The organism is Pseudomonas sp. Sample_14, from assembly GCF_004307515.1.
Lineage (GTDB): Bacteria > Pseudomonadota > Gammaproteobacteria > Pseudomonadales > Pseudomonadaceae > Aquipseudomonas > Aquipseudomonas atacamensis.
This window is the reverse complement of record NZ_RCOC01000029.1, coordinates 1-18523: the sequence shown is the minus strand read 5'-3', so window position 1 is coordinate 18523 and position 18523 is coordinate 1. Positions and strand designations below refer to the sequence as shown.

Annotated in this window: 22 protein-coding genes and 2 pseudogenes; 6 read left to right on the top strand and 18 right to left on the bottom strand. The window is 55.5% G+C overall.

The features are described from left to right. The first annotated feature begins 62 nt into the window (after window positions 1-62). A complete protein-coding gene (gene csrA / locus D8U61_RS06980) occupies window positions 63-257 on the top strand; it encodes a carbon storage regulator CsrA (RefSeq protein WP_003179932.1) in 195 nt (64 codons plus the stop codon). Window positions 258-475: 218 nt separating this feature from the next. On the opposite strand, the gene D8U61_RS06975 is transcribed toward csrA, so the two are convergent. After that, on the bottom strand, window positions 476-931 hold the full coding sequence (locus tag D8U61_RS06975; RefSeq protein ID WP_125926681.1) for a DUF2214 family protein: 456 nt from the start codon (window positions 929-931) through the stop codon (window positions 476-478). A gap of 706 nt (window positions 932-1637) precedes the next feature. Between D8U61_RS06975 and D8U61_RS06970 the strand changes: the two genes are divergently transcribed. The 3 genes from D8U61_RS06970 (at window position 1638) to D8U61_RS06960 (ending at window position 2726) form a co-directional block, all read left to right on the top strand. After that, window positions 1638-1844: a hypothetical protein gene (locus D8U61_RS06970; RefSeq protein WP_130926670.1), complete on the top strand. Its 207-nt coding sequence runs from the start codon at window positions 1638-1640 to the stop codon at window positions 1842-1844. A gap of 149 nt (window positions 1845-1993) precedes the next feature. Continuing rightward, window positions 1994-2257, top strand: a complete 264-nt coding sequence (locus tag D8U61_RS06965; protein WP_125926683.1) for a hypothetical protein — start codon at window positions 1994-1996, stop codon at window positions 2255-2257. Window positions 2258-2393: 136 nt separating this feature from the next. Further along, on the top strand, window positions 2394-2726 hold the full coding sequence (locus D8U61_RS06960; RefSeq protein WP_125926684.1) for a hypothetical protein: 333 nt from the start codon (window positions 2394-2396) through the stop codon (window positions 2724-2726). A 12-nt stretch (window positions 2727-2738) separates the two neighbouring features. Here the strand turns inward: D8U61_RS06960 and D8U61_RS06955 are convergent, their stop codons facing one another. The 13 genes and pseudogenes from D8U61_RS06955 to D8U61_RS06895 all read right to left on the bottom strand — a co-directional run bounded on the left by D8U61_RS06955 (window position 2739) and on the right by D8U61_RS06895 (window position 14486). After that, window positions 2739-3161 (bottom strand): cell wall hydrolase, encoded by a 423-nt coding sequence (locus tag D8U61_RS06955; protein WP_125926685.1) that lies wholly within the window; start codon window positions 3159-3161, stop codon window positions 2739-2741. Between the two features lie 63 nt (window positions 3162-3224). Further along, the gene (locus tag D8U61_RS06950; RefSeq protein WP_130926669.1) at window positions 3225-4145 is read right to left on the bottom strand and encodes an FkbM family methyltransferase; all 921 of its coding nucleotides are present in this window, start codon (window positions 4143-4145) and stop codon (window positions 3225-3227) included. Window positions 4146-4334: 189 nt separating this feature from the next. Then, a complete protein-coding gene (locus D8U61_RS06945; RefSeq protein ID WP_130926668.1) occupies window positions 4335-5513 on the bottom strand; it encodes an acyltransferase in 1179 nt (392 codons plus the stop codon). A 400-nt stretch (window positions 5514-5913) separates the two neighbouring features. Further along, complete coding sequence (locus tag D8U61_RS27765; protein WP_177433313.1) at window positions 5914-6051, bottom strand: hypothetical protein; 138 nt, start codon at window positions 6049-6051, stop codon at window positions 5914-5916. A 59-nt stretch (window positions 6052-6110) separates the two neighbouring features. Continuing rightward, a pseudogene (locus D8U61_RS28060) lies at window positions 6111-6253 on the bottom strand (cell wall hydrolase); the annotation flags it as partial. 59 nt (window positions 6254-6312) lie between these two features. Further along, the gene (locus D8U61_RS28055) at window positions 6313-6642 is read right to left on the bottom strand and encodes a phage tail protein (protein WP_232245451.1); all 330 of its coding nucleotides are present in this window, start codon (window positions 6640-6642) and stop codon (window positions 6313-6315) included. 380 nt (window positions 6643-7022) lie between these two features. Continuing rightward, entirely contained in the window at window positions 7023-7973 is a 951-nt protein-coding gene (locus D8U61_RS06925; RefSeq protein ID WP_130926665.1) for a phage tail protein, read from the bottom strand. Between the two features lie 22 nt (window positions 7974-7995). Next, window positions 7996-8674 (bottom strand): annotated as a pseudogene (locus D8U61_RS06920) (hypothetical protein). Then, window positions 8674-8985 carry a hypothetical protein gene (locus D8U61_RS06915; RefSeq protein WP_125926752.1) on the bottom strand — a complete coding sequence of 104 codons (312 nt, stop codon included), beginning with the start codon at window positions 8983-8985 and terminating at the stop codon, window positions 8674-8676. The pseudogene D8U61_RS06920 and the gene D8U61_RS06915 overlap by 1 nt, the downstream one beginning before the upstream one ends. An 8-nt stretch (window positions 8986-8993) precedes the next feature. After that, a complete protein-coding gene (locus D8U61_RS06910) occupies window positions 8994-12560 on the bottom strand; it encodes a phage tail protein (RefSeq protein ID WP_130926664.1) in 3567 nt (1188 codons plus the stop codon). Between the two features lie 420 nt (window positions 12561-12980). Next, window positions 12981-13583 (bottom strand): tail assembly protein, encoded by a 603-nt coding sequence (locus tag D8U61_RS06905; protein WP_130926663.1) that lies wholly within the window; start codon window positions 13581-13583, stop codon window positions 12981-12983. A gap of 54 nt (window positions 13584-13637) precedes the next feature. Next, window positions 13638-14060, bottom strand: coding sequence for a hypothetical protein (locus tag D8U61_RS06900; RefSeq protein WP_130926662.1), 423 nt, complete (start codon window positions 14058-14060; stop codon window positions 13638-13640). Window positions 14061-14159: 99 nt separating this feature from the next. Continuing rightward, a complete protein-coding gene (locus tag D8U61_RS06895) occupies window positions 14160-14486 on the bottom strand; it encodes a hypothetical protein (RefSeq protein WP_130926661.1) in 327 nt (108 codons plus the stop codon). A 496-nt stretch (window positions 14487-14982) separates the two neighbouring features. Here D8U61_RS06895 and D8U61_RS06890 point away from each other — a divergent pair, with 496 nt between their 5' ends. Together D8U61_RS06890 and D8U61_RS06885 are read left to right on the top strand one after the other, a co-directional pair. Further along, the gene (locus D8U61_RS06890; RefSeq protein ID WP_130926660.1) at window positions 14983-15687 is read left to right on the top strand and encodes an endonuclease NucS domain-containing protein; all 705 of its coding nucleotides are present in this window, start codon (window positions 14983-14985) and stop codon (window positions 15685-15687) included. Between the two features lie 109 nt (window positions 15688-15796). After that, the gene (locus D8U61_RS06885; protein ID WP_130926659.1) at window positions 15797-16351 is read left to right on the top strand and encodes a hypothetical protein; all 555 of its coding nucleotides are present in this window, start codon (window positions 15797-15799) and stop codon (window positions 16349-16351) included. Between the two features lie 19 nt (window positions 16352-16370). Here D8U61_RS06885 and D8U61_RS06880 read toward each other — a convergent pair whose 3' ends face one another. The 4 genes from D8U61_RS06880 to D8U61_RS06865 form a co-directional block, all read right to left on the bottom strand. Continuing rightward, window positions 16371-17144 (bottom strand): C40 family peptidase, encoded by a 774-nt coding sequence (locus tag D8U61_RS06880; protein ID WP_130926658.1) that lies wholly within the window; start codon window positions 17142-17144, stop codon window positions 16371-16373. A gap of 1 nt (window position 17145) precedes the next feature. After that, window positions 17146-17895, bottom strand: coding sequence for a phage minor tail protein L (locus D8U61_RS06875; protein ID WP_130926657.1), 750 nt, complete (start codon window positions 17893-17895; stop codon window positions 17146-17148). A 9-nt stretch (window positions 17896-17904) separates the two neighbouring features. Continuing rightward, entirely contained in the window at window positions 17905-18243 is a 339-nt protein-coding gene (locus tag D8U61_RS06870; protein WP_130926656.1) for a phage tail protein, read from the bottom strand. After that, window positions 18243-18523 (bottom strand): phage tail tape measure protein (locus tag D8U61_RS06865; RefSeq protein WP_130926655.1); only part of this gene is annotated, 281 nt, incomplete at its 5' end. The genes D8U61_RS06870 and D8U61_RS06865, both read right to left, overlap by 1 nt.

Sequence of the window (18523 nt, the reverse complement as noted above, 5' to 3'; positions counted from 1 at the left end):
GATACCACCGACCTCTGCACTGTCTGAATCAGGTGCCCTACCAAGCAATCAAGGAGAAGACCATGCTGATACTCACCCGCAAAGTCGGTGAAAGCATAAACATTGGTGATGACATCACGATCACCATCCTCGGAGTCAGCGGCCAACAAGTCCGCATCGGCATCAACGCTCCGAAAAACGTGGCAGTGCACCGTGAAGAAATTTACCAACGCATCCAGGCCGGCCTGACCGCTCCGGACAAGCCGCAAACGCCCTGAGCCACTTTGCATTACGTAGCCAGTCCCTTTGCCCCCGCGCAAGACTGGCTAAAGATTCACGCGCCGTTTAGCCATCCGCATTTCACCCCGCTGGGCACGGCGCCTGAAGCATGCAGATTCCCGTCACTTCCATCCCCTCCTCTGTTGCGCCGATATTACCTTTCACCTCTGGAGCTGGCTGTCGGACGTTTCCGATAGAGCACGGAGAATTTCGCCTTCTAAGCGAATATCACGCCACGCGCCATGCCTGTCGCCGCGACCATCATCAGGATCAGCAGCAGCGCTTCAACATGACTGATTCGCGCGTACGACTTCGCACGTCCGCTATCAAGCGCCGCACCGCGCGAGGATGCGATGCGCCATTTGATCAGCGTGATCATCGGTGCCAGCTCCATCAGCAGGATCAGCAAGAACAGCGTCATCTTCAGATGAAACAGCGGCTGATGCAGGTAATAGTCAGAGCCTTTCTCGTAACCACCAAACGCACGCATCGCTCCGGTGATAAGCAGCGTCAAAGCTGAAAGCCCCCACAAGTTATCCGCGAGCAGAACTCTCCTGACCTCTCCCGTGCCCGCCGAGAGTTTTCGGAAAGCTGTGCCGCGCGTCAGCGCCGCCCAGAAAGCCAAGGCAAACGCGAATAGATGAATAGCGGCAAGGACCCACTGGCTCAGCATCGACGCACTCCCTTATAAAGAGTTGAAAATCGGCCAGTCAGTAGTAGACGAAAAAACCGCGCCTCGCTTGGCGGTGAGGGAGGGACAAGCGCCCAAACGCCAAATCGCAGGCAAAAAAAATCCCAAGCAGCTGATGGAAGCTTGGGATTTAAAAATGCATAAACCGTGGTGGTGAACGCGGAACGGATGTTACTTAAATTCCCAACATGCAACAAGGCTTTTTCGATAACCGGTTGGAGAAAAAGCGCTGTAAGCCTTTGGATATTCAGGTGTTTTCCACAACGAAATGGAAGAAGAATGCACCAAAATGGCGCTTGATCATTTTGCGCAAACGGTAATGAATGGAGAGTTGATCAGAGCGAAGCGGAAATGACCGGTAACAGGCGTTGCGCAAATCGCAGACAACAAAAAAGGGCTCACCTTTCGGTGAGCCCTTCCAGACCGCCCAGCAGAGCGGATTTTGTTTGGTAGGCGCGATTGGACTCGAACCAACGACCCCCACCATGTCAAGGTGACCTCGGAACTGGCGTAACCTATTGATTCATAACGGAAAAACACCGAAAATATCAGGTTGGAAAACTGGCCTTAGCCGCTATAAGAATCAACAACTTAGCGCTGAATTTTCCTACAGTGCTCTGCCCTTCCCCGGCGTTCTGCCGATCAAATCTCCCTCTGCTATTCTGGGTTCTTCCATGGAGGACACCCAATGCCGAACTCAGATCCACTCCCTTCCCTGCTCGCCAAGATCAACGAAAACCAACTTGCCCTTGAAGCCGCCATCATGGAACTCACCCTTTGGGTCGAGCAGCGCGGCGCGGCCGACGTTGCTGAAAACGTGCGCGGCGCCCTGGAAGCGATCGACCGAAACGAGGAGTTCATCAAGATGACGCTCGCCGTCATGATGACCCCGTAGTGAGCATCTCGCCGAGTCGAGCAGCTCACCATCAAAATTGACTTCACGACGCTCATCGATAAAGCTCAATAAATGAAAAACATCGCCGATAGGCAGGATAGTGCCCCCGGCTGGGGATTTTTTAAATTGGTGGTAGCAGGTTCAAGCGTATGAAAGAGATCTATCTTCTAATCGAGCACGGTATGGATCAGGGCGAGGTTTATGTACTTGGCTGGTTCGATGACGAGAAAAAAGCTCAGGACGTAGCGCAGGAAAAAGAGTGGGAGGCTTACCGTGCCGGGTTAAAAGCTGAAACCTTTTGGCCGAATCAAAATCCGTTGCCTCCAGATCAGACCAAATATCGCCGCTTCTGGGTGAAAGAAATTTCCAAATTTGAGGGCGCTTCTGCCCCTCGGTCCTCTGCTGTCCATTGACTCTGTAGCCGCCCCAGCTTCATCAAGAAGACAGGTCGACCGTGTGGCGTTAATCCTTACAGTCCGTCGCCAGACCCTCGCTCAATCTACGCGCCTCGACTACTGTATATCCAAACAGTATCAGCAAGGCGTAATGATGGACCCCCTCTACATAGAAGACACCCACGATTGGCTCGGCAACCCGACTCCGCTCGAAACCTGCCGACACCAGCTCAGGATGTGCGAGAACGAATTCGAAGCGCTGACCCACAAGCTGGAGCGTGCACTGGAAAATATTCAGGGCCTGGTCCGAGACAATGACGGACTCACGGAAGAGCGAAACTCTCTCAGGGCGAAGCTTCAGTGCACCGAGAGGGATTTATTGACCGAAAGACGCCGATTTGCGACCGTCGAGCACCAGAGAGAACACCTCTTCCAAGAAAATCAGCGCCTGCTCAGGGAGATCCGTGATCGTGAGGAGGAAGAGTGAGCCAGATTCTGGCTACGGCACGTCCTTGAAGAAGACGTGGTGCCCGAGCTTCAGCGTCTGCTTGGCCTTCGCTGCCCAGGCCGGCGCCTTGATGCTGATGGCGTAGTAGTGCGTGGCGCCGCCGGTTGGGTCTGGCACCTTGCCGTCGATCACCTGATCAGCAGCGATCCGACACTGCGCCAGCTCGCGGAACGGGATCTGCTTCACGCCGATCAGGAACTGATAATTCGGGTCGGTCTTGTTCCAGCAGCTGAACTGGTACGGCTTCAGGCACACACCGGCATAGCCCTCGCCCCACCATGAACGGTCCTTGGCATCGTTCACGCGGTTGCGGATGACGCAGGCCACTGCCACCTGGCCGGCCAAGCTTTCCCCACGGGCCTCTCCCCACAGGGTGCGCGCAAGGATGTTCCGGTCCTTTTCGGTTGCGGTCATAACTTTTCTCCAGGCGAAAAAAAGCCCGCATCTAGGCGGGCTCGTTTGATACTGCGTTAACTGTCAGCGTCTAAAACTCCTAATACGCTCGATAAATTTCCAGGCCTTTGATGAGACGATGCTGTCATACAACGCACTCAACTCCGCGAGGTGCGCGCTGGTGCTGTTCAGATCGGCTCGAAGTTGCGCATTTTCTAATGTTAGCATCGCTACCGCTTCATCCTGTACCGATGTGTCTGGCGGTGACGCCTCCGGCGAAGACGAAACAGTAACCGTAGGTTCTACGGGAGCAACTGCTACCGAGGTGCCTTCGAAGTGACTCGACCTGAATGCAAAGAGGGGAACCAAATCGCGCCTAATGAAAAAGGCGTTCACATGCGAGGAGACGTCGTAGACATAACCCAGCTCGGTGACCTTCGAACGAATCTCGTCCAAATCCAAATGCCCAACTTCGATACAAAGAACACCCGGAAGCACAGGGCAACCTTGCATGCCGGAGATGACAGAGAGTTCGTGCCCTTCCACATCGAGCACCAGCAGATCAACATGATTTATTTCGTTTCTAGCGATGAATTCAGGCCAAGTCAGTAGATTGACTTGGACATCGATAAACTTGCATCCGTCACCCTCAAGGATTGAGAGGTGTTTCTCTGTATGCGCAAGCGATCCGTTAGTGCAATCCACGCCGAAGTCAGGATGATCAACAGCGCGAAATGTCGCAGTACCAACCTTATCAGAAAGAGCAAAGTTAAGATTTGTTGAGTCGGGGCGGTTCACGCATAGCTTTTCGTAGACCCAAGGCACTGGTTCCACATTGAAACCTTTCCACCCAAGTGTTTCCTCAAAAAACTTGCAAGAATTTTCGGTCACTCCATCGAACGCGCCACATTCCACAAAAATCCCCCGCATTCCATCATCACGAAAATACCTTTCGTAGATAAATCGATCAACTTGAGGCTCAAACTGTCCGTAAAATTTAAACATACTCTGCGCCCGACACCCTTCGAAAACCAATGATACTAACCTAGCGCCGTACCAAATGGTATAGCCAGCGCGGACACCGATGGTCGCAGGCCGTCGCCTTAATGGCGAAGGCGAAGCCTTTGCCCCTTATCTCACCATATTTACATATGCATCCAATATTGGGGGAATCTATCGGTGGCAGTCATACGTTTATCTTGGCGGGGGCGGCGTTTGTTGTTTTATTTGCTGAGGAAACTCCGAAACAAGAGGAAGCACCTTCTTTCTAAACAAGCACTTCGCCAATCTCTGCGACGGGTTTTCAACACAAATATGGATCACCCAGGAAATATATAAAGCCATCACAACTACTGCAAACAAAGAAACCAATGGTGCCACGCCCAGATCAAACAAGATTCTCAAAACCACATATCCGGCCACGCCATGAATGACATAAAGAGGATAGCTAATATTTGCCAAGAAATCAGTGATTCGATTCGACTGGAAGCATGTCGGCCAAACCATTGCAAAAACAAAAAAAGTAAGCGCCATGGCGTAACTATAAACCAGTGTCGCTGTATTTTTTTCTGGTCCGTGCACCCACATTGCGGCGAACAATGAAAAACATCCTATCGAGACAAGAGATGTTTTTAGCAGCGACATCTTCCCCGAGTGATAATAATAAAGCGCAACACCTAAGAACATGAACACTATAAACTTTGCTGGATAAATAAAAGTTAAAAGCTTAATGTAAAGCCATGCGTTACTCTCTCCATACTCAGGAAGTACGATTGAGGCATAGGCACCTATCAATGCAATGAATACAGGTATAGCAAACACCGATATAGATCCACGCTTGAACAACGTCACAAATAAGGCGCATATGATATAAAATTTAAGCTCAACCTCAAGCGTCCACACAATCCCGTCTATATTTTTAGACCATAAAAGATCTCGCAAGCCAGGGATAAAATGGATCAAAACTTCATCCCTCGAGTACATCCATGAAACATCGAAGTAATAGCAAGACAGCAGCAACGCCAATAGCGTTATACCGAATCCTACAACATACGTCGGGAAAATCCTTAGCACCCGATTCACAATAAAATCAGCTACCCCTTTCCGTTCAAGCGATATCGGAATGACAAACCCGCTAACCAAAAAAAACAACCCCACCCCAAAAGCACCATAATTAAGGTTTAGATACTTAAATAATTGGATTGCGGATACAAAGACAGGTATTTCTTGATGATTTAATAGAGGTGCATTTGTTAATGCCGACACCGTGACAGGCGACGTCCAATAGACATCAAAGTAATGTGCAACAATCACGGACAGAGCAGCAATCCCCCGCAAAGTATTTGCAAACTCTATCTTCCCTGAGCCGCCCATCTTTACTCCGCCATTCAAAAAGCGCCAATAATCGCATGGCTTCCCATCGAGCTCAATGCAAATCTAAAATACTCAATGGGATGGCGGACTTAGTGGGCATGGGGAAAAAATCCGAACCAATCGTCACATGCAGCACCAAGCTATGAAGACGTTTCGTCTACCATTGCGCCTCAGGATTCAGGTACTGACGGCCACTTTGGAGTCTTCAGCGCTGTATCAACTTTGCTCAGCTGCAGCTTGTATACCGCCCAAGCTTTGAATGTGTCGACCTCAGTATCAGACAGAAGCCCAGCAACGAATGCGTCGCTCATCCCTGAGTGGTCTCCATCGCAGCATCCATGAGCTGGTCCTTGATTGGTTGATGGATCGACTTGTAGTCAACTGGAGGCAAATATTCCACTCAATCCCCGTTTATGTATTGAGCGAGGCCCGGAGTCATCGAAAAATCGTCAGGCAGCGGAATTAAAGTGTTGTCATTGTCAGACCCCATAAATCCGAACGACACTAAAATACCATTCTCATTGATGAATGCATTCATTACTCACCTCCATTTGGGAATACTGTACCCCGGGATTGTTATCGAGACGGTCGGGCTCGTCCCCACTCAGACTTTTCCTTTCCATCGAACACACGATTGCGGATCGTCCAGGCCACGGCAATCTGGCCGGCAGCTCCTTCGCCGCGGGCCTCCCCCAAATCGTGCGGGCGAGGATATCGCGATCTTTCTCGGTTACAGGCATGACTTTTCTCCACGCAAAAAGAATCCCGCTGACTGGCGGGTTTCGGTGTTCAGCTGAAGTCAGATCGTTTCTGACTCGCCTAGCAAAGGCGAGGCGATGATTTCCGGAATCGGTGGTTCGGCTGGCCATACCGGCGCTTGATACCAGGTCTGCTGTACGGTGACCTTGCCGAGTGCGAACTTGTACGCTTTCCAAGCTTTCAGGGTGATCAACAATGCGGCCTGCTCGGCCTCGTCATCAGCAGTGGCCTCGCCGATATCAATGCCGAAGCCAATCGTATCGACACGATCCTGAATGCGCGCGATCTGAGTAACCGCCTTGTTATTCCTGGCAGCCAGTCCCGCCTTGGCAGAAACCAGCTGGGCTGCTTGTTCGGCCGCGGTTTTCATTTCTTTCGTAACGAGCTGGGTCCAGTCGATCCGGCCCGGCGTTGGGGGGCTGGGCAGAGATGGTAGATCAGAGTCAACGTCACCATTGGGAAGTGGCTTCGGCAGTTCAACGCGGCCATCCAGCACATTGACGAGGTCATCAGGGAAGGCCTGTTCAGGGCTGTAGTTCCAAGGGTTTGGAAGTATCAGGGTAAGCACCAGCTCCGCGTTAACCCGATCAACCGAGCCAGCGAACCATTCGGACTCTATGGCTTGGCGAGGCAGCGTGTCGCCTTCATCAATAGGCGATAGATCGAAAGCTTCCCCATTGAGTATGAGCGTGTCGCCGTCCTTCGCCACCTCAAGAATATCGTCTCGGCGCTGTCCGACTAATTTGATGATCATACGAACCACTTCCCGATCGCGATAAGGTTAAGAGTTGAGGCGCTCGTTCTCGACACCTCCGTGTAAATCGCCCAGCTGCCCCAAGTTGACGCGCTCCAATTTACGTAACACGAACCCCATCCGCCCCCCAATGCGTCAGAGATTCCGTTTGCGGCCACGTATGGGTTCGCGGCGAACACGGCTGGCATTGCGCCTACAGCAGAACTTACGCACGTAAAAATAGGGCCAGCTGCAAAACTGGTAGCACCCAGAGCAACTTTCTTGGTACAGATCATCAGCCCGGATGCAAATTTCCAGAACTCGCCGCCGCTGTTTGTGCCGTATTCCATAAGTGCGCCGGTGGGTAATCCCCCATACTGGCTGACCGTTCCGACAATTGCAGCAACTGCGGCCGAGCCAAGTCCAAGGCCTGTCCGGGCAGCCGCTTGCGTTTTCCCTCCCGTTCCACCCATTGAGAGCGGAATGGCAGTCGTGAGCGCGGTGAGCGAAGTGATGTCGTTGTTTGCCCCAGACTTCGCAGCGACAAGCGTTGATCGTGCAGCCGTCGCATCAACAGCGCTTAACAAACCCTCAATGAATACCGAGAGATCGTCGATGCCAGTACCTCCCTTGCTTGCCGGCAAAATTTCGTAGTTGCCAGTGGTGCCGAGCGCCGCCAGCTTTTCCCCGTAATCGTTGAGGATCGCGCGCACCTGGTCGGACAGATCCTTCTGATAGCCCTGTACTGGCATGATCGCGTAGAAGCCACCGGCAGCTGTCGGACCTTCGTAGTTCGGCGAGATCGACAGAGCGGTATTGCTGGCGATGTTGGTCACCTCATACCAGCGACCATCCGGGCCGCGAAAGCCGTCGCCGACCCGGCTGTTGGCGATAAAAGCAGTACCCGTGCCGATCACCGCGTTGGAATTTTGGGTGACAGAAACCGTTCCTGATTTGTACCAGGGCATGGTGTGCATCCTATAAATGGGGTTATGCGGCTTGTTTTGCGAACACTGCCGGCAGGAAGAAAGCGAAGGGGTTCGATGCCGCAATGGTGATGGCGTAGAGCGTTGTTGGGGAAATCCCACCAGCAATAAAGATCGCGAGGGATGCCGCTGCCCGAAGTCATCGGCATGCCGAATGTGTTGAGCAACATGTACTCGTTCTCAGGGAAGTTGAACGGAACGCTGTAGAAGATCCGCGTCAGGCCCTGAGGCGTGGTGTCATAGCGGACATACGTCCAGTTCTGGAATCCACGGGTAAACGTTGCGTTCGGCGTGCCTGAGTCAAAAAGCAGTTTCCCGGCGCCATCCCACAAACGCATCCCGTATTGAGCAACAGGCTGGGCCCCAAAGGCGGCAACGAAATATCGCCCATTCAGACCGGCAACGCTGGCGTCGTATGCTCTGACATAAAAGCCAGTCCAGTTACCCGCAGAGCCGATAAGACTCATGCGGCAAAGCCCGGCGACGCCGTTGATAGTGTCCGGTCGCACGAATACGAGCGGAGGCTCCTGCGAGGTAACGGGGCGTGCAAACGTAGTAACCGAGCCAAGCCCAGACTCTTGGTTTGGTGCGTATCGCCCTGAAGCAATGACCATCAGCCGTGCAAACTCTGAATCCAAAGTGACGACGTTATTGTTGTTTGTGAACTGAACGCCGTAGCTCATCAGCTCCACCTCATTACTATCAAGCGCATGGTTCCTGACGACGTGGTGCTCGCCGCGTACGTCCGGGTGTAGTTGTAGACGCGGACGACTCCGTCAAGCATCTCGGTTTCGAACTGCATTTGAGTCTGGGGATAGGAACCGATTGGAACCACGATGGCCGTTCCGTTGCCAGGGCCTACACCGGGAACGGCGAAGTCCTGCGTTCCTTTGCTGGCCCCCAGTGCAAACGTGACTTGCACCGAGAGCACGACGCGAATCGTGAATGAGTTCTCATCCAGCTGGAGCGCCCCATCGGCGCCCCATATCCTTATGCCGAAGCTCATGCGTTCAAATTCCCCCACTGATAGCGCTTCACACCGTTCTCATCAAACACCCTGCCGCCGTTGTTGTTGATGACTTGGCGAGCGCCACCGCCCAGCGGGCTGTTCAGCTCGAAGTTGCCAGCCTTGTCGATGCGCCAGCCTTGAACCCCGGCGATGTAGTTGTCCGACTGGATGAAGAAGCCGATCTTGGCGTTCCCGATCGAGGCGTCCTGAATGAACGCCGAGTTCATGAACACCTGCCCGCCCTGCACTGCGAACGGTACCGCGATCGCGCCGCCGGCAATGGTGTTGACGATCGCGAAGCGGTCGGCGCTGACCAGGAATTGGCTCTGCAGGCCTGCACCGGTGTTCTCGATCCCAAGCCCAATGCCCGCCGCGACGTACTGCCCATTCGCCGTGACCTGCATCTTTACCGACCACATCGTGCTCAGCTTGCCGGCGGTGTCCGCGTAGGCTGTTGACGTCTGCTGAATGGCCGCCGAGTTTTCCCCGACGGAAACATTCAACTGGTCGATCTTCGTCGCGGTCGCTGATTCGTTCGTGGCCACCACCTCTTCCAGTTCGGTGATGTTCGCCGCGTTCTCACCAATCTTTGCGTCGAAGGTCGTCACACGCCTTGCCATTGCCTCGTTCTCGGACGCTCGTACCTTCGATTCGGAAGCGATCGCCGCGGTACTGGTGTAGCTTTTGATCGCGTCCGCGAGATCGCCAGCGCCGTCATCGTCTCGGTAGGAGGCGCGAAGGGCTTCGAAGCCTGTGGCTTGAGCTGTGACCTCCCCGTCGAGTTCGATGATCTCGGCGGTGTTGGTCGCCACCTGCTGGGCAAGACCGTTCGCCGTCTCCACTGTCTGCCCAACGTCGAGCCAGTAGAGCGGATTCGGCGGTGGGGTTTCGATAGGCACCGGCCCGGTGGCCTGGTAGATCCGCTTGCCCTGCACCACCAAGTCATACTCGTCGTAGGTGGCTTCGGGGTCGTACCCCTTCAAGCCGTCAAGCGCATCGATTTGAGCTTGCAGGCCAGGGATCTTGTCGATCTCGTCTCGCAGATCCTGTCCCAGTTCCGTTTCGGTGATTTGCCCGGCGATCATCTCCAGAATGGCAGCAGCATCGGAGCTGGATTGCCCCTGCACGCCAAGACCGATCGGATACCACGGACCGATGTTGCCGATCTTGTCAACGATGCGGCCCCAGAAATAGAAGGTCACGCCGGCGCGCAGGCCGAGCATGGAGAAATCGCTCTGCGGATAGGCCAGGTCTGTCAGCTTGGTCGCGGCCTCAAGATCGGTCGTCGGCCCGTACCAGATCTCCGTGCGCTGGCTGTCCTCGGCGCCAGCAGGGAATCCCCACTTGAGGTAGATGCCGAACAGCAGCGGCGTGGCAGTCAGGAACGCCAGCGCCGGGGGCAGCCCCTGCTTACCGCTGAGGTTGGTCAAGATCGAGTTTCGCCACGGCGACGTGATGTCGAAGGCGCTCACCGCGCGCACCCGTGCCACATATGCGCCAGCGTAGATGCCGACGACGTCCACGTTGGTCATCCCGGTGCGCTGCAGCTTGATCCAGTTGCCGCTGTCCTTGCGCCACTCCACGTCGTAGCCGACCGCGCCATCCACGGCCGGCCAAGTGATCGTCATGGTGGCCACGGCCAACCCCTGAACAACCGATGAAGTCGACGACAGCGAAACACTCGCCGGCGCCGGAACAACGGTGATCGGGATCACACTGATCGGGCGCTCTTCCAAGCGGGCTCCGGTGTCGATGAATGCGAACTTGCTCGGCTCGAACTGGAGCGCACTGATTTCGTAGTCACCCTCGGTGGTGCGCTTGGTGCGAAGCACGCGGTACAGCGGGATAGCTAAGTCATCGGCATCGAGCGCCCATTGCAACTGCGCAACGGGCGGTTCGCTGTAGGCGACCGTGACGGTCACCGCGCGCCCGTTCACGCTCTGCACGGTGCGACCTTCAGCGCGGCCGCCCGGCAGGTTGATTATCAGTCGGTCACCGGCCTTGGCCTGGGTGTCGCGATCGAGCGTGATCACCCGCCCCGCCACCGCCGAGATGCGGCCGCCCACTTCGCGACCAGCCAGCAGCGAATCCGCCACTGGGATGATGTGCCCGGGAAGCGGGATAACACCTTCCATACCGGTCTTGAACGAGACAGTGCGGTCTTGGTTGTTGCTGAGGATCGCCCACTTGCCGCGGCGCTGGGCCTCGGATGCGCGAGTGCAGCCAATTGCGCTCAATTCGGTCGGCCGGTCGCCATAACGGCGTTGCAGATCAAGGTCAGCAAACGGGATGATGTCGGTGTCGTAGTTGTTCGCCGGGTTGTCGTAGCTGACCAGTGCCCGAGTGTAACGGGTCTTCGCCGAGGCACTGCCATAGGAGAACTTGCCGTCGATCACGTTCGACCGTGTGAACACATAGTCGAAGTCCTGCGCGCGCGGCATATCCGCCTGCATCACCAGTTGGCCCTGCGCCCAGTACGTCATGCCCCGGTAGATCGCGGAGATGTCGCGCAGCAGCGACCAGGCATCAGCCTTGCCCTGCAGATTCATGTCGCAGAGAAAGCGCGGTTCCTGACCGCCCAGGCCGTTCGGCACCAGCTGGTCGCAATACTGGGCGATGCGGTACAGCTCCCACTTGTCGACCATGAACGGTTTGATTCGCTTGCCCAGCCCGAAGCGGTCTTCGGTGCAGATGCCGTAGGTGATCCACGCCGGGTTATTGGTCCAGGCCGACTTCATCGAGCCATCCCATGTCCCGGTGTAGGTGCGCGCGATCGGGTCGTAATTGCTCGGAACCATCCAGCGGCGCGCCTTGCACTTCACGGTGACCGCCGGGATGTTAGTGAACTGCTCAGCGTCAAATTCGATGTAGAGCAGCGCGGTGTTGGGGTAGCGCAGCTTGGCGTCGATGACTTCGGTGTAACCAGCCACCAGCATGGTGTCGGCGATCTTGTTGGTGTTCTGGTTCGGCGTCAGGCGGCGCACGCGGATCTGCCAGCCAGTGGTGGCGTCGGGCAGATCGATACGGCGCGAGCGCTCGTAGCGCGTGGTGGTCTTGCCGTCGACTGCGTCCACCAGCACCTGCTGATAGGCGCCGCCATCGGTGGCCACGTCAATTGCGTACTCAATTCGGTACCCGCCGACGTTGCCCTGGTCATCAGACCGTTGCAGCGCTGGCCAGGCCAACCGCATGCGCACGGCGGATAGCTGAGTGTTGGTGATCGAGCGCACCCACGGCGAATCACTGCGCAGTTCAATGTTCAGCGACGTCTCGTTCTCCACAGATGGAATACCCGGGATGTACGTCTGATCCACCGAGCCTGGGCGCCAGTCCCACTTCACGTTCGGGAAGTTGTAGTTGCCGCTGGCATCGCGGATCGGTGTGTTGTCCAGGTAGATGTCGTAATCGGTCGGGACGCTGTCGAACTCGCCCTCACCCACGGCGATCAGCAGCTTTGCCAAGTTGGTAGAGCGCAGGCTGTCGCTGGCTTCGGTCGGCGACTTCGGCTTGCTGCTGCCACCCTTCTCGCCGCTGATATCGATCTGTGCTGCTGCGCCCATGCTTTCCTCCAGGCATAAAAAAACCGCCTCTTGGGCGGCCTAATGGCATTTCTGTAAAAGTCGTGATGATAGAATTCGCATGCTGAGCCCTCCTACGATGAGGCGCTCGACTCAGTCATCAAGGAAATAAGTGCTGATGAAAAAAGCTCCAACTTGGCTACGAACAATCCTTTCGCTTCCGGTGTACGCAATTTCAGCCGTGTTGTGGATTTTCACTGCATACACAATCATCACCTCTTCGGTAAAAATGCTCTCCAGATATGTAACGCCCCAACAGATTGGCCAGGGATTGGCCGAATTGCTTTTCGCCCTAGTGTTTGCCGCAGTTGGTAGCGGGTTATGGATGCTTGCTAGATACATTCGGACCTCAAACTTTAAGAAGCAACCTCGCCCTTCCGCCTCCCCTCAGTCATAAACTTTTTACACTTTGTCTTCAGCCAGGATCGAGGCAGAGATGATCATGCCGCCCCACCGGCGTTCGCCAATGCAGATCGGCACCGGGTTGCCGCTGGCCGTTGTGTTCTTGGCGCTGCCGAAGGCGTAGGACGGTGAGTTTTCGGGGGATGCGCTCTGCTTCAGGCCTGAGGCTTGAGGGCTGAGCATTTGAATCACACCACCGGCGACCAAGCCAATACCGGCGCCGATCAGCGGTGCACCAAAGGGAGTGGTCGATAAAAATGTACCCGCAACGATCAGAACAGCGCCGACAATAGTTTGGATCAACCCGGCTTTCTTGCTTCCGTGAATAACCGGCACGATCCGAATCTCGGTTGCGCCGCCCAATCCAAACTCCGACTCGCCAACGTTTTTTCTATTACGAAAAACGGCGAAGCGCATGCCAAGCCGATCAAGTCGTTGAATCTCCTCTTTGAAACCTTGAAGTGTCGCCTTCAGTGCTCTGAATGCCTCCCAAGCCTGACCTGAATCCAAAACTCGTCGATGGACCCTGCCAAATTTTGCCGCGAGAGACCCGGAGAGCTTGATCGTAGTCATGGGTTGATAGCGTGCGACGGTCAATTGCATGACTTTCTCCAGACATAATAAAAACCGCCCGAAGGCGGCTGATTGAAAATTCATTTACTGATAATCGACGTACGGACCGAGAAAGAAGCCGCTCATATCTCCGCTGATTCGGTAGAGGCTTTCTTTTCCGCTCTGCACATTGGCAGAGATCGTACGAATGGCTGCCCCGCCACACAGCCCAGAGCCAGCAAGACCCGCTCCGATGCTTGGACTGCCCGGCGGCAAGTAAAAGGATGCGCGCTGCCCGGTGCCGATTTTCGCGGCCTTCCGACCATCGACATACACGACTATGTCACAACCAGATCCCACCATTCCTGAGTCCCGAACGACCGTAACCTTGCCGCTTTCGCCTGCCGGCTTATTTTGAAAGGCATACAGCTCATCACGCGGCACCGGATCAGCCTGGCTGACCGGAATGGCAGAAGATGCACACCCCGCCAACAGCGCTACCGACAGCGCTCCTACGATCAATTTCATGCAGGTCACTCCTGTGAGAAATGGTGAAAGATATCACTGGCGCAGGCGGAAATGAAAAGCCCGGCGCTGGGCCGGGCTCATCTTTGTGCTGAAGAATCGTCAATCGATGAATTCATCTTCATCATCGAAGATTTCTTCATTCTCGTCACCGACGTAACCTTTCTTGAAATCTTCCCAATCCTCATCACCTAGATCGTGATGGCGATCAAAGAGATTGAGGGATACGCCGGACTTAGAAGCCATCCCACCAATGAGGTTGTAGCGATAATCAGGCGGCACTCCAACGTATGCTGATTCACCGAATCCCAGTACGTACCCAACTCGGTATTGATCAGAGTGAGGACTCAGTCCGTAAGCGTCGATTTCCTTACCAGCTTCACCATCTTCAAAGCCCCTGCTGTACCCTTTATTGAATTCAGTACTCATGACTTCCTCACGCCAAATTAACGACCACACCGATATTGTGGCTTTACCGTAAATTTCAAGGGTTAGAGAAAACAATATTTGTTCTGTATAGGCATCCAGCGTGGATGAAACGACACTAGATGGCGGGGAGGATTTAATAGTAGCTTTCAGCCACCCCCCTCCAAGACAGGTAGTTTATTTTGAGCAGACAGTTTCAAATGCCCTCAGACGAGAAACGAGCTCTCGAGGAAGCTATAGAAAGCAAGTTCCCCGGAAAATCAGCTTCATACAGCCTTTCGGGGAAAGATCCATGGCAAGGGAGAATCAGCTATTTCGATACCTCAGGCACTCACATTGTAATTTTTAAATTCTTTATGCGAGGCCATACTGGTGGGCCGGTACTGACGATTGAGCGCGACGAATACGATTGAAAAAGGATTCCCCAGTCCTTTGCCTGCAAGCCCAAGGACTGGGATTGCGTCAATTTCGGCGCGGATTGAAGACCCAGGAGCATTGCATGACCACGATGGCAGGAGCCCTTCGCAGCTTCGTTGAGCAAGCAACGGGCGGTTTAACAAGGAAGCAGATCAAAGATCACATCGACACCAACTACACAAGCCAATGGACCCCAGGGACACTCTCGGCTCACCTCTATGCCTGCACAGTCAACAATTCCAAAGCCTATATTCACCACAAGTGGGCTGATCGCTTCCTCTACCGTGACGAGGACGGGCGCTTCTATCGGTACGACCCCCAGGTTCATGGGGTGAATACCTGGGGCCCATCACTGGATGGCCAGACAGATGAATACGAGGTCGAGGACGCAGCCAACATCGAAGAGCTCGTCGAGACGTCAATCACCTTGGAGCGGGACGTCGAAACCCATCTGGTGCGTAACCTCGACTCGATCGAGAAGGGTCTTCGTTTCGTCAATCGTCAGGTCAATATCGAGGTAGGCAGGGTTGACATCCTTGCAGAGGACGCAACGGGACGCCGCGTCGTCATTGAACTGAAGGTTGGCCAAGCAAAAGACTCTGCAGTGGGTCAGATCGCCCGCTACCTTGGTTGGTATGCTCGGCAAGATGGTGAGAGACCTCGTGGAATGCTGATCGCGAGCGAGTTTCCCGATGCCGTTCGGTATGCCACCGAGGCGATTCCAGATCTCTCTCTCGTGCAATACCGAGTGCAGTTCGCGTTTAACGCGATCTCTATCGAAGAATAATGCACAAAACCCGGCCCGCCCGGGCTTTTTCCGCCTGTGCGAATCCCCAGTCACGTCGAGCCGATCTGAGTAGTAGCTTCTGATCCAAATCCAGCTGCAAGGAGGCAACATGTCGTCATTGCTATTTTATACGGACGCGAAAGAAGCAATCGTCGCAACAGACACGCTTTTACATTATCCCGACGGGCACGCTCCCGGGTATTCGAGCAAAGCCTTGGCTATTCCTCATCTCCAGATGATTGTTGCCGGGACAGGTTCGGCTGCTCTCTTCAACCGTTGGGTCGGCTTGGTGAATGAACAAGGTTTTGCCCTCGATGTAGATGCGGTCAATCTTCATGCTACCGAGTCGCTTCAATCCCTCTGGCGCGAACTGAATGCTCAGTTCCCCGCTATGCATGAGCAGACAGCAACGATTTATCACTTCGGGTTTTCCGGCAAGACTGGAAAAATTCATGGCTATGGTTACCGGTCGGGATCGAACTTCAAGTCCGAGTGGTTAGCTTATGGGCTGGGAATGAAACCGCAGCTCGTCGACGCTGCTGGCATTGACCTCAATTCGTTCCCAGATTGCGCCGTCGAAATCATGCGTGCACAGGCGCTTCAGGAGAGCCGAAAATCGGCAACCGGGTCTACATCGGTGGATCAGTTCAGGTCAATCATTTAACCAGCAGCGGGTACTCAATTTACGCACTTGGCGAACTCACTTGAGCGGCGCGATGACGCAATACCAAGCGCGTGCGGTCGAGCCAAGGCCCGCCGAAGACTATGACCTCTGACGGCCTGCCGTACAGGTGGTGCAGCAGAAACGGTCCGGGGCCGAACGTCGCAGCATCCTCGCTTGGCAGCGCAGGATCAGCGCCAAGGAAGATCCCAGCGTGGTTCGGGTAAACGGTGCGACCCACTTCCATCACGATCATGTCGCCGCGCTGCGGCTGGTCGACGCGGTAGAAGCCAGCAGCCTCGTAGTTCGCTTCGTACAGGCTGGTGTGGTCTTTGCTTTCCCACCAGCCATCGGCACGCTTGAAGGCTTCGAACTCCAGCCCCCATTCGCGTTTGTACCAGTCGGCACAGACCTGCCAGCAGTCCCAGGCGCCGTGCACAAATGGGCGTTTCAGAAGCGGCACATCACCAGTCGGAACAATGGTCCGCAGATCCCTTTCCGGCCAGCTCAGGATGTGCCACGGCATGGCCGTCGCTTCGCACATGGCGAGGTCGCGCGTTGAAGGTCGGCTGGTCGCGTCCGGATGTGAATGAACCACGCCGATCACCTCGCCCACGTCTTCGGCCGCCGCGTATTGCTCGGGGTCGATCCGGAACTCTTCGTTCGGCTCGGTCGAGACATTGACGCAGGGGAAGTATTGTTGCTTGCGCCCGATCGCCAGCAGAAGCCCGCAGCACTCTTTCGGGTACTCGGCCGCCGCGTGCTCCTGGATCGCGTTCAAGATGTGCTTTCGCATGTCAGCTCCGTGCGATCAGGGAAACGGCAGGGAAGCCACCGAACGGCAGCGGGTTACCCTCGCCGAAGCGCGGGATGCAACCCTTGCCCAGCGTGGCGTCGCACTCGTCCAGTTCAGGGTTGTCGGTGACGACGCCATCCTTGGTCAAGTACGGCCCGGTGTAGCCGCAGTTCGGCCCGCGGTAGCCACCGGTGAGGCACCAGTGGCACAGCGTCGTGGCCTGCCGCCCGATTGATTCATTGCCGACATCGCCCGGGCTGGCCAGCTCCCAACTGACATTCTCCCCGTCCTCGTTCGTTTTCTGGTCGATGTACCAGACCTCGATCGTCTCTTGGGTTGGATCTGCCGTTGGGTTGCCAGTCGGGAAGTTCGCCGAGTCGAGGTAGGTGCCCAGCGTGTGACGCATCGTCAGCTTGAACTCGAGCAGATCCTCGAAGGCCAAACAGAGCGCCGTGATTCGCCCGTTGACGTTACCCACTGACAGAGTGGGCCGAACCGCAGTGCCGTCGCCGTTCGCCTCAATGCCATCAATCTGCATCGGCCAGGCACTGTACTCGTTGCCCTGCCAGTAGATGGCCTTCGCCGGCAGTTGGTCGGCATTGTCGCCGGCGGCGATCAGTTCGGCCGCGGTGTGCGGGATCGCGTGCCCATGAAAGCGCAGAACGTCCGCACCGTAGTCCGTGCCGTCCAATTCAAAGAGCAGCACTTCGCTGCCAGGTTCAAGCACCTGGATGTCAGTGATCAGCGGCATGATCGCCCCTTATGGTTGGAATGCCCGCTCGAACGTGGCGGTGAGTTTGAAGACCTCACCGCCCATTGGTGTGGGAGCGGGATTTTTGCAGGTGAACAGTCCGAGCTCGCCGAGCGGCGTTGTCCAGAGAAACGCCTTTGCCCCGGCGTGCCTATCGAGGAACGCCATGATCTGCTGCACCCTGACCTTGTGGCCGACGCAGGTAATCGGGTAGGAGTCCTCCTTGTTGTTTGGTCCGTCGCCGACATTTTGGGCGTAGCCATTGCCGAACTTCGAGGAGCGCACCCGATAGTTGATATCGGGTGTTTCCCCGCGCCCGGTTGGCCATGTGAATTTCTCGATGGCCATCAGGCCCTCCCATTTGCGTTTCGGAAGCTGGTACCGCCCGGGTACCAAGAGTCGGCGACGGCTTTTTCGGCCACCGCCCGCATTTGCGACTGAAGGTTTTTCGACAGGGCCTGCTGGTCGATCTGCATCCCTTCGGAGCTGCGATCCTGCGTCATCACCGTCACCGGCGCGTTGATGCTGATCGAAGTTTCGGAGCCGCCACCGGCAGCGATAACCCCAAGCTTTCCGCTGGAGGTCCTGGTCAGCGGCATGATCGCCTCCGGCCCCGCCTCCCCCATGA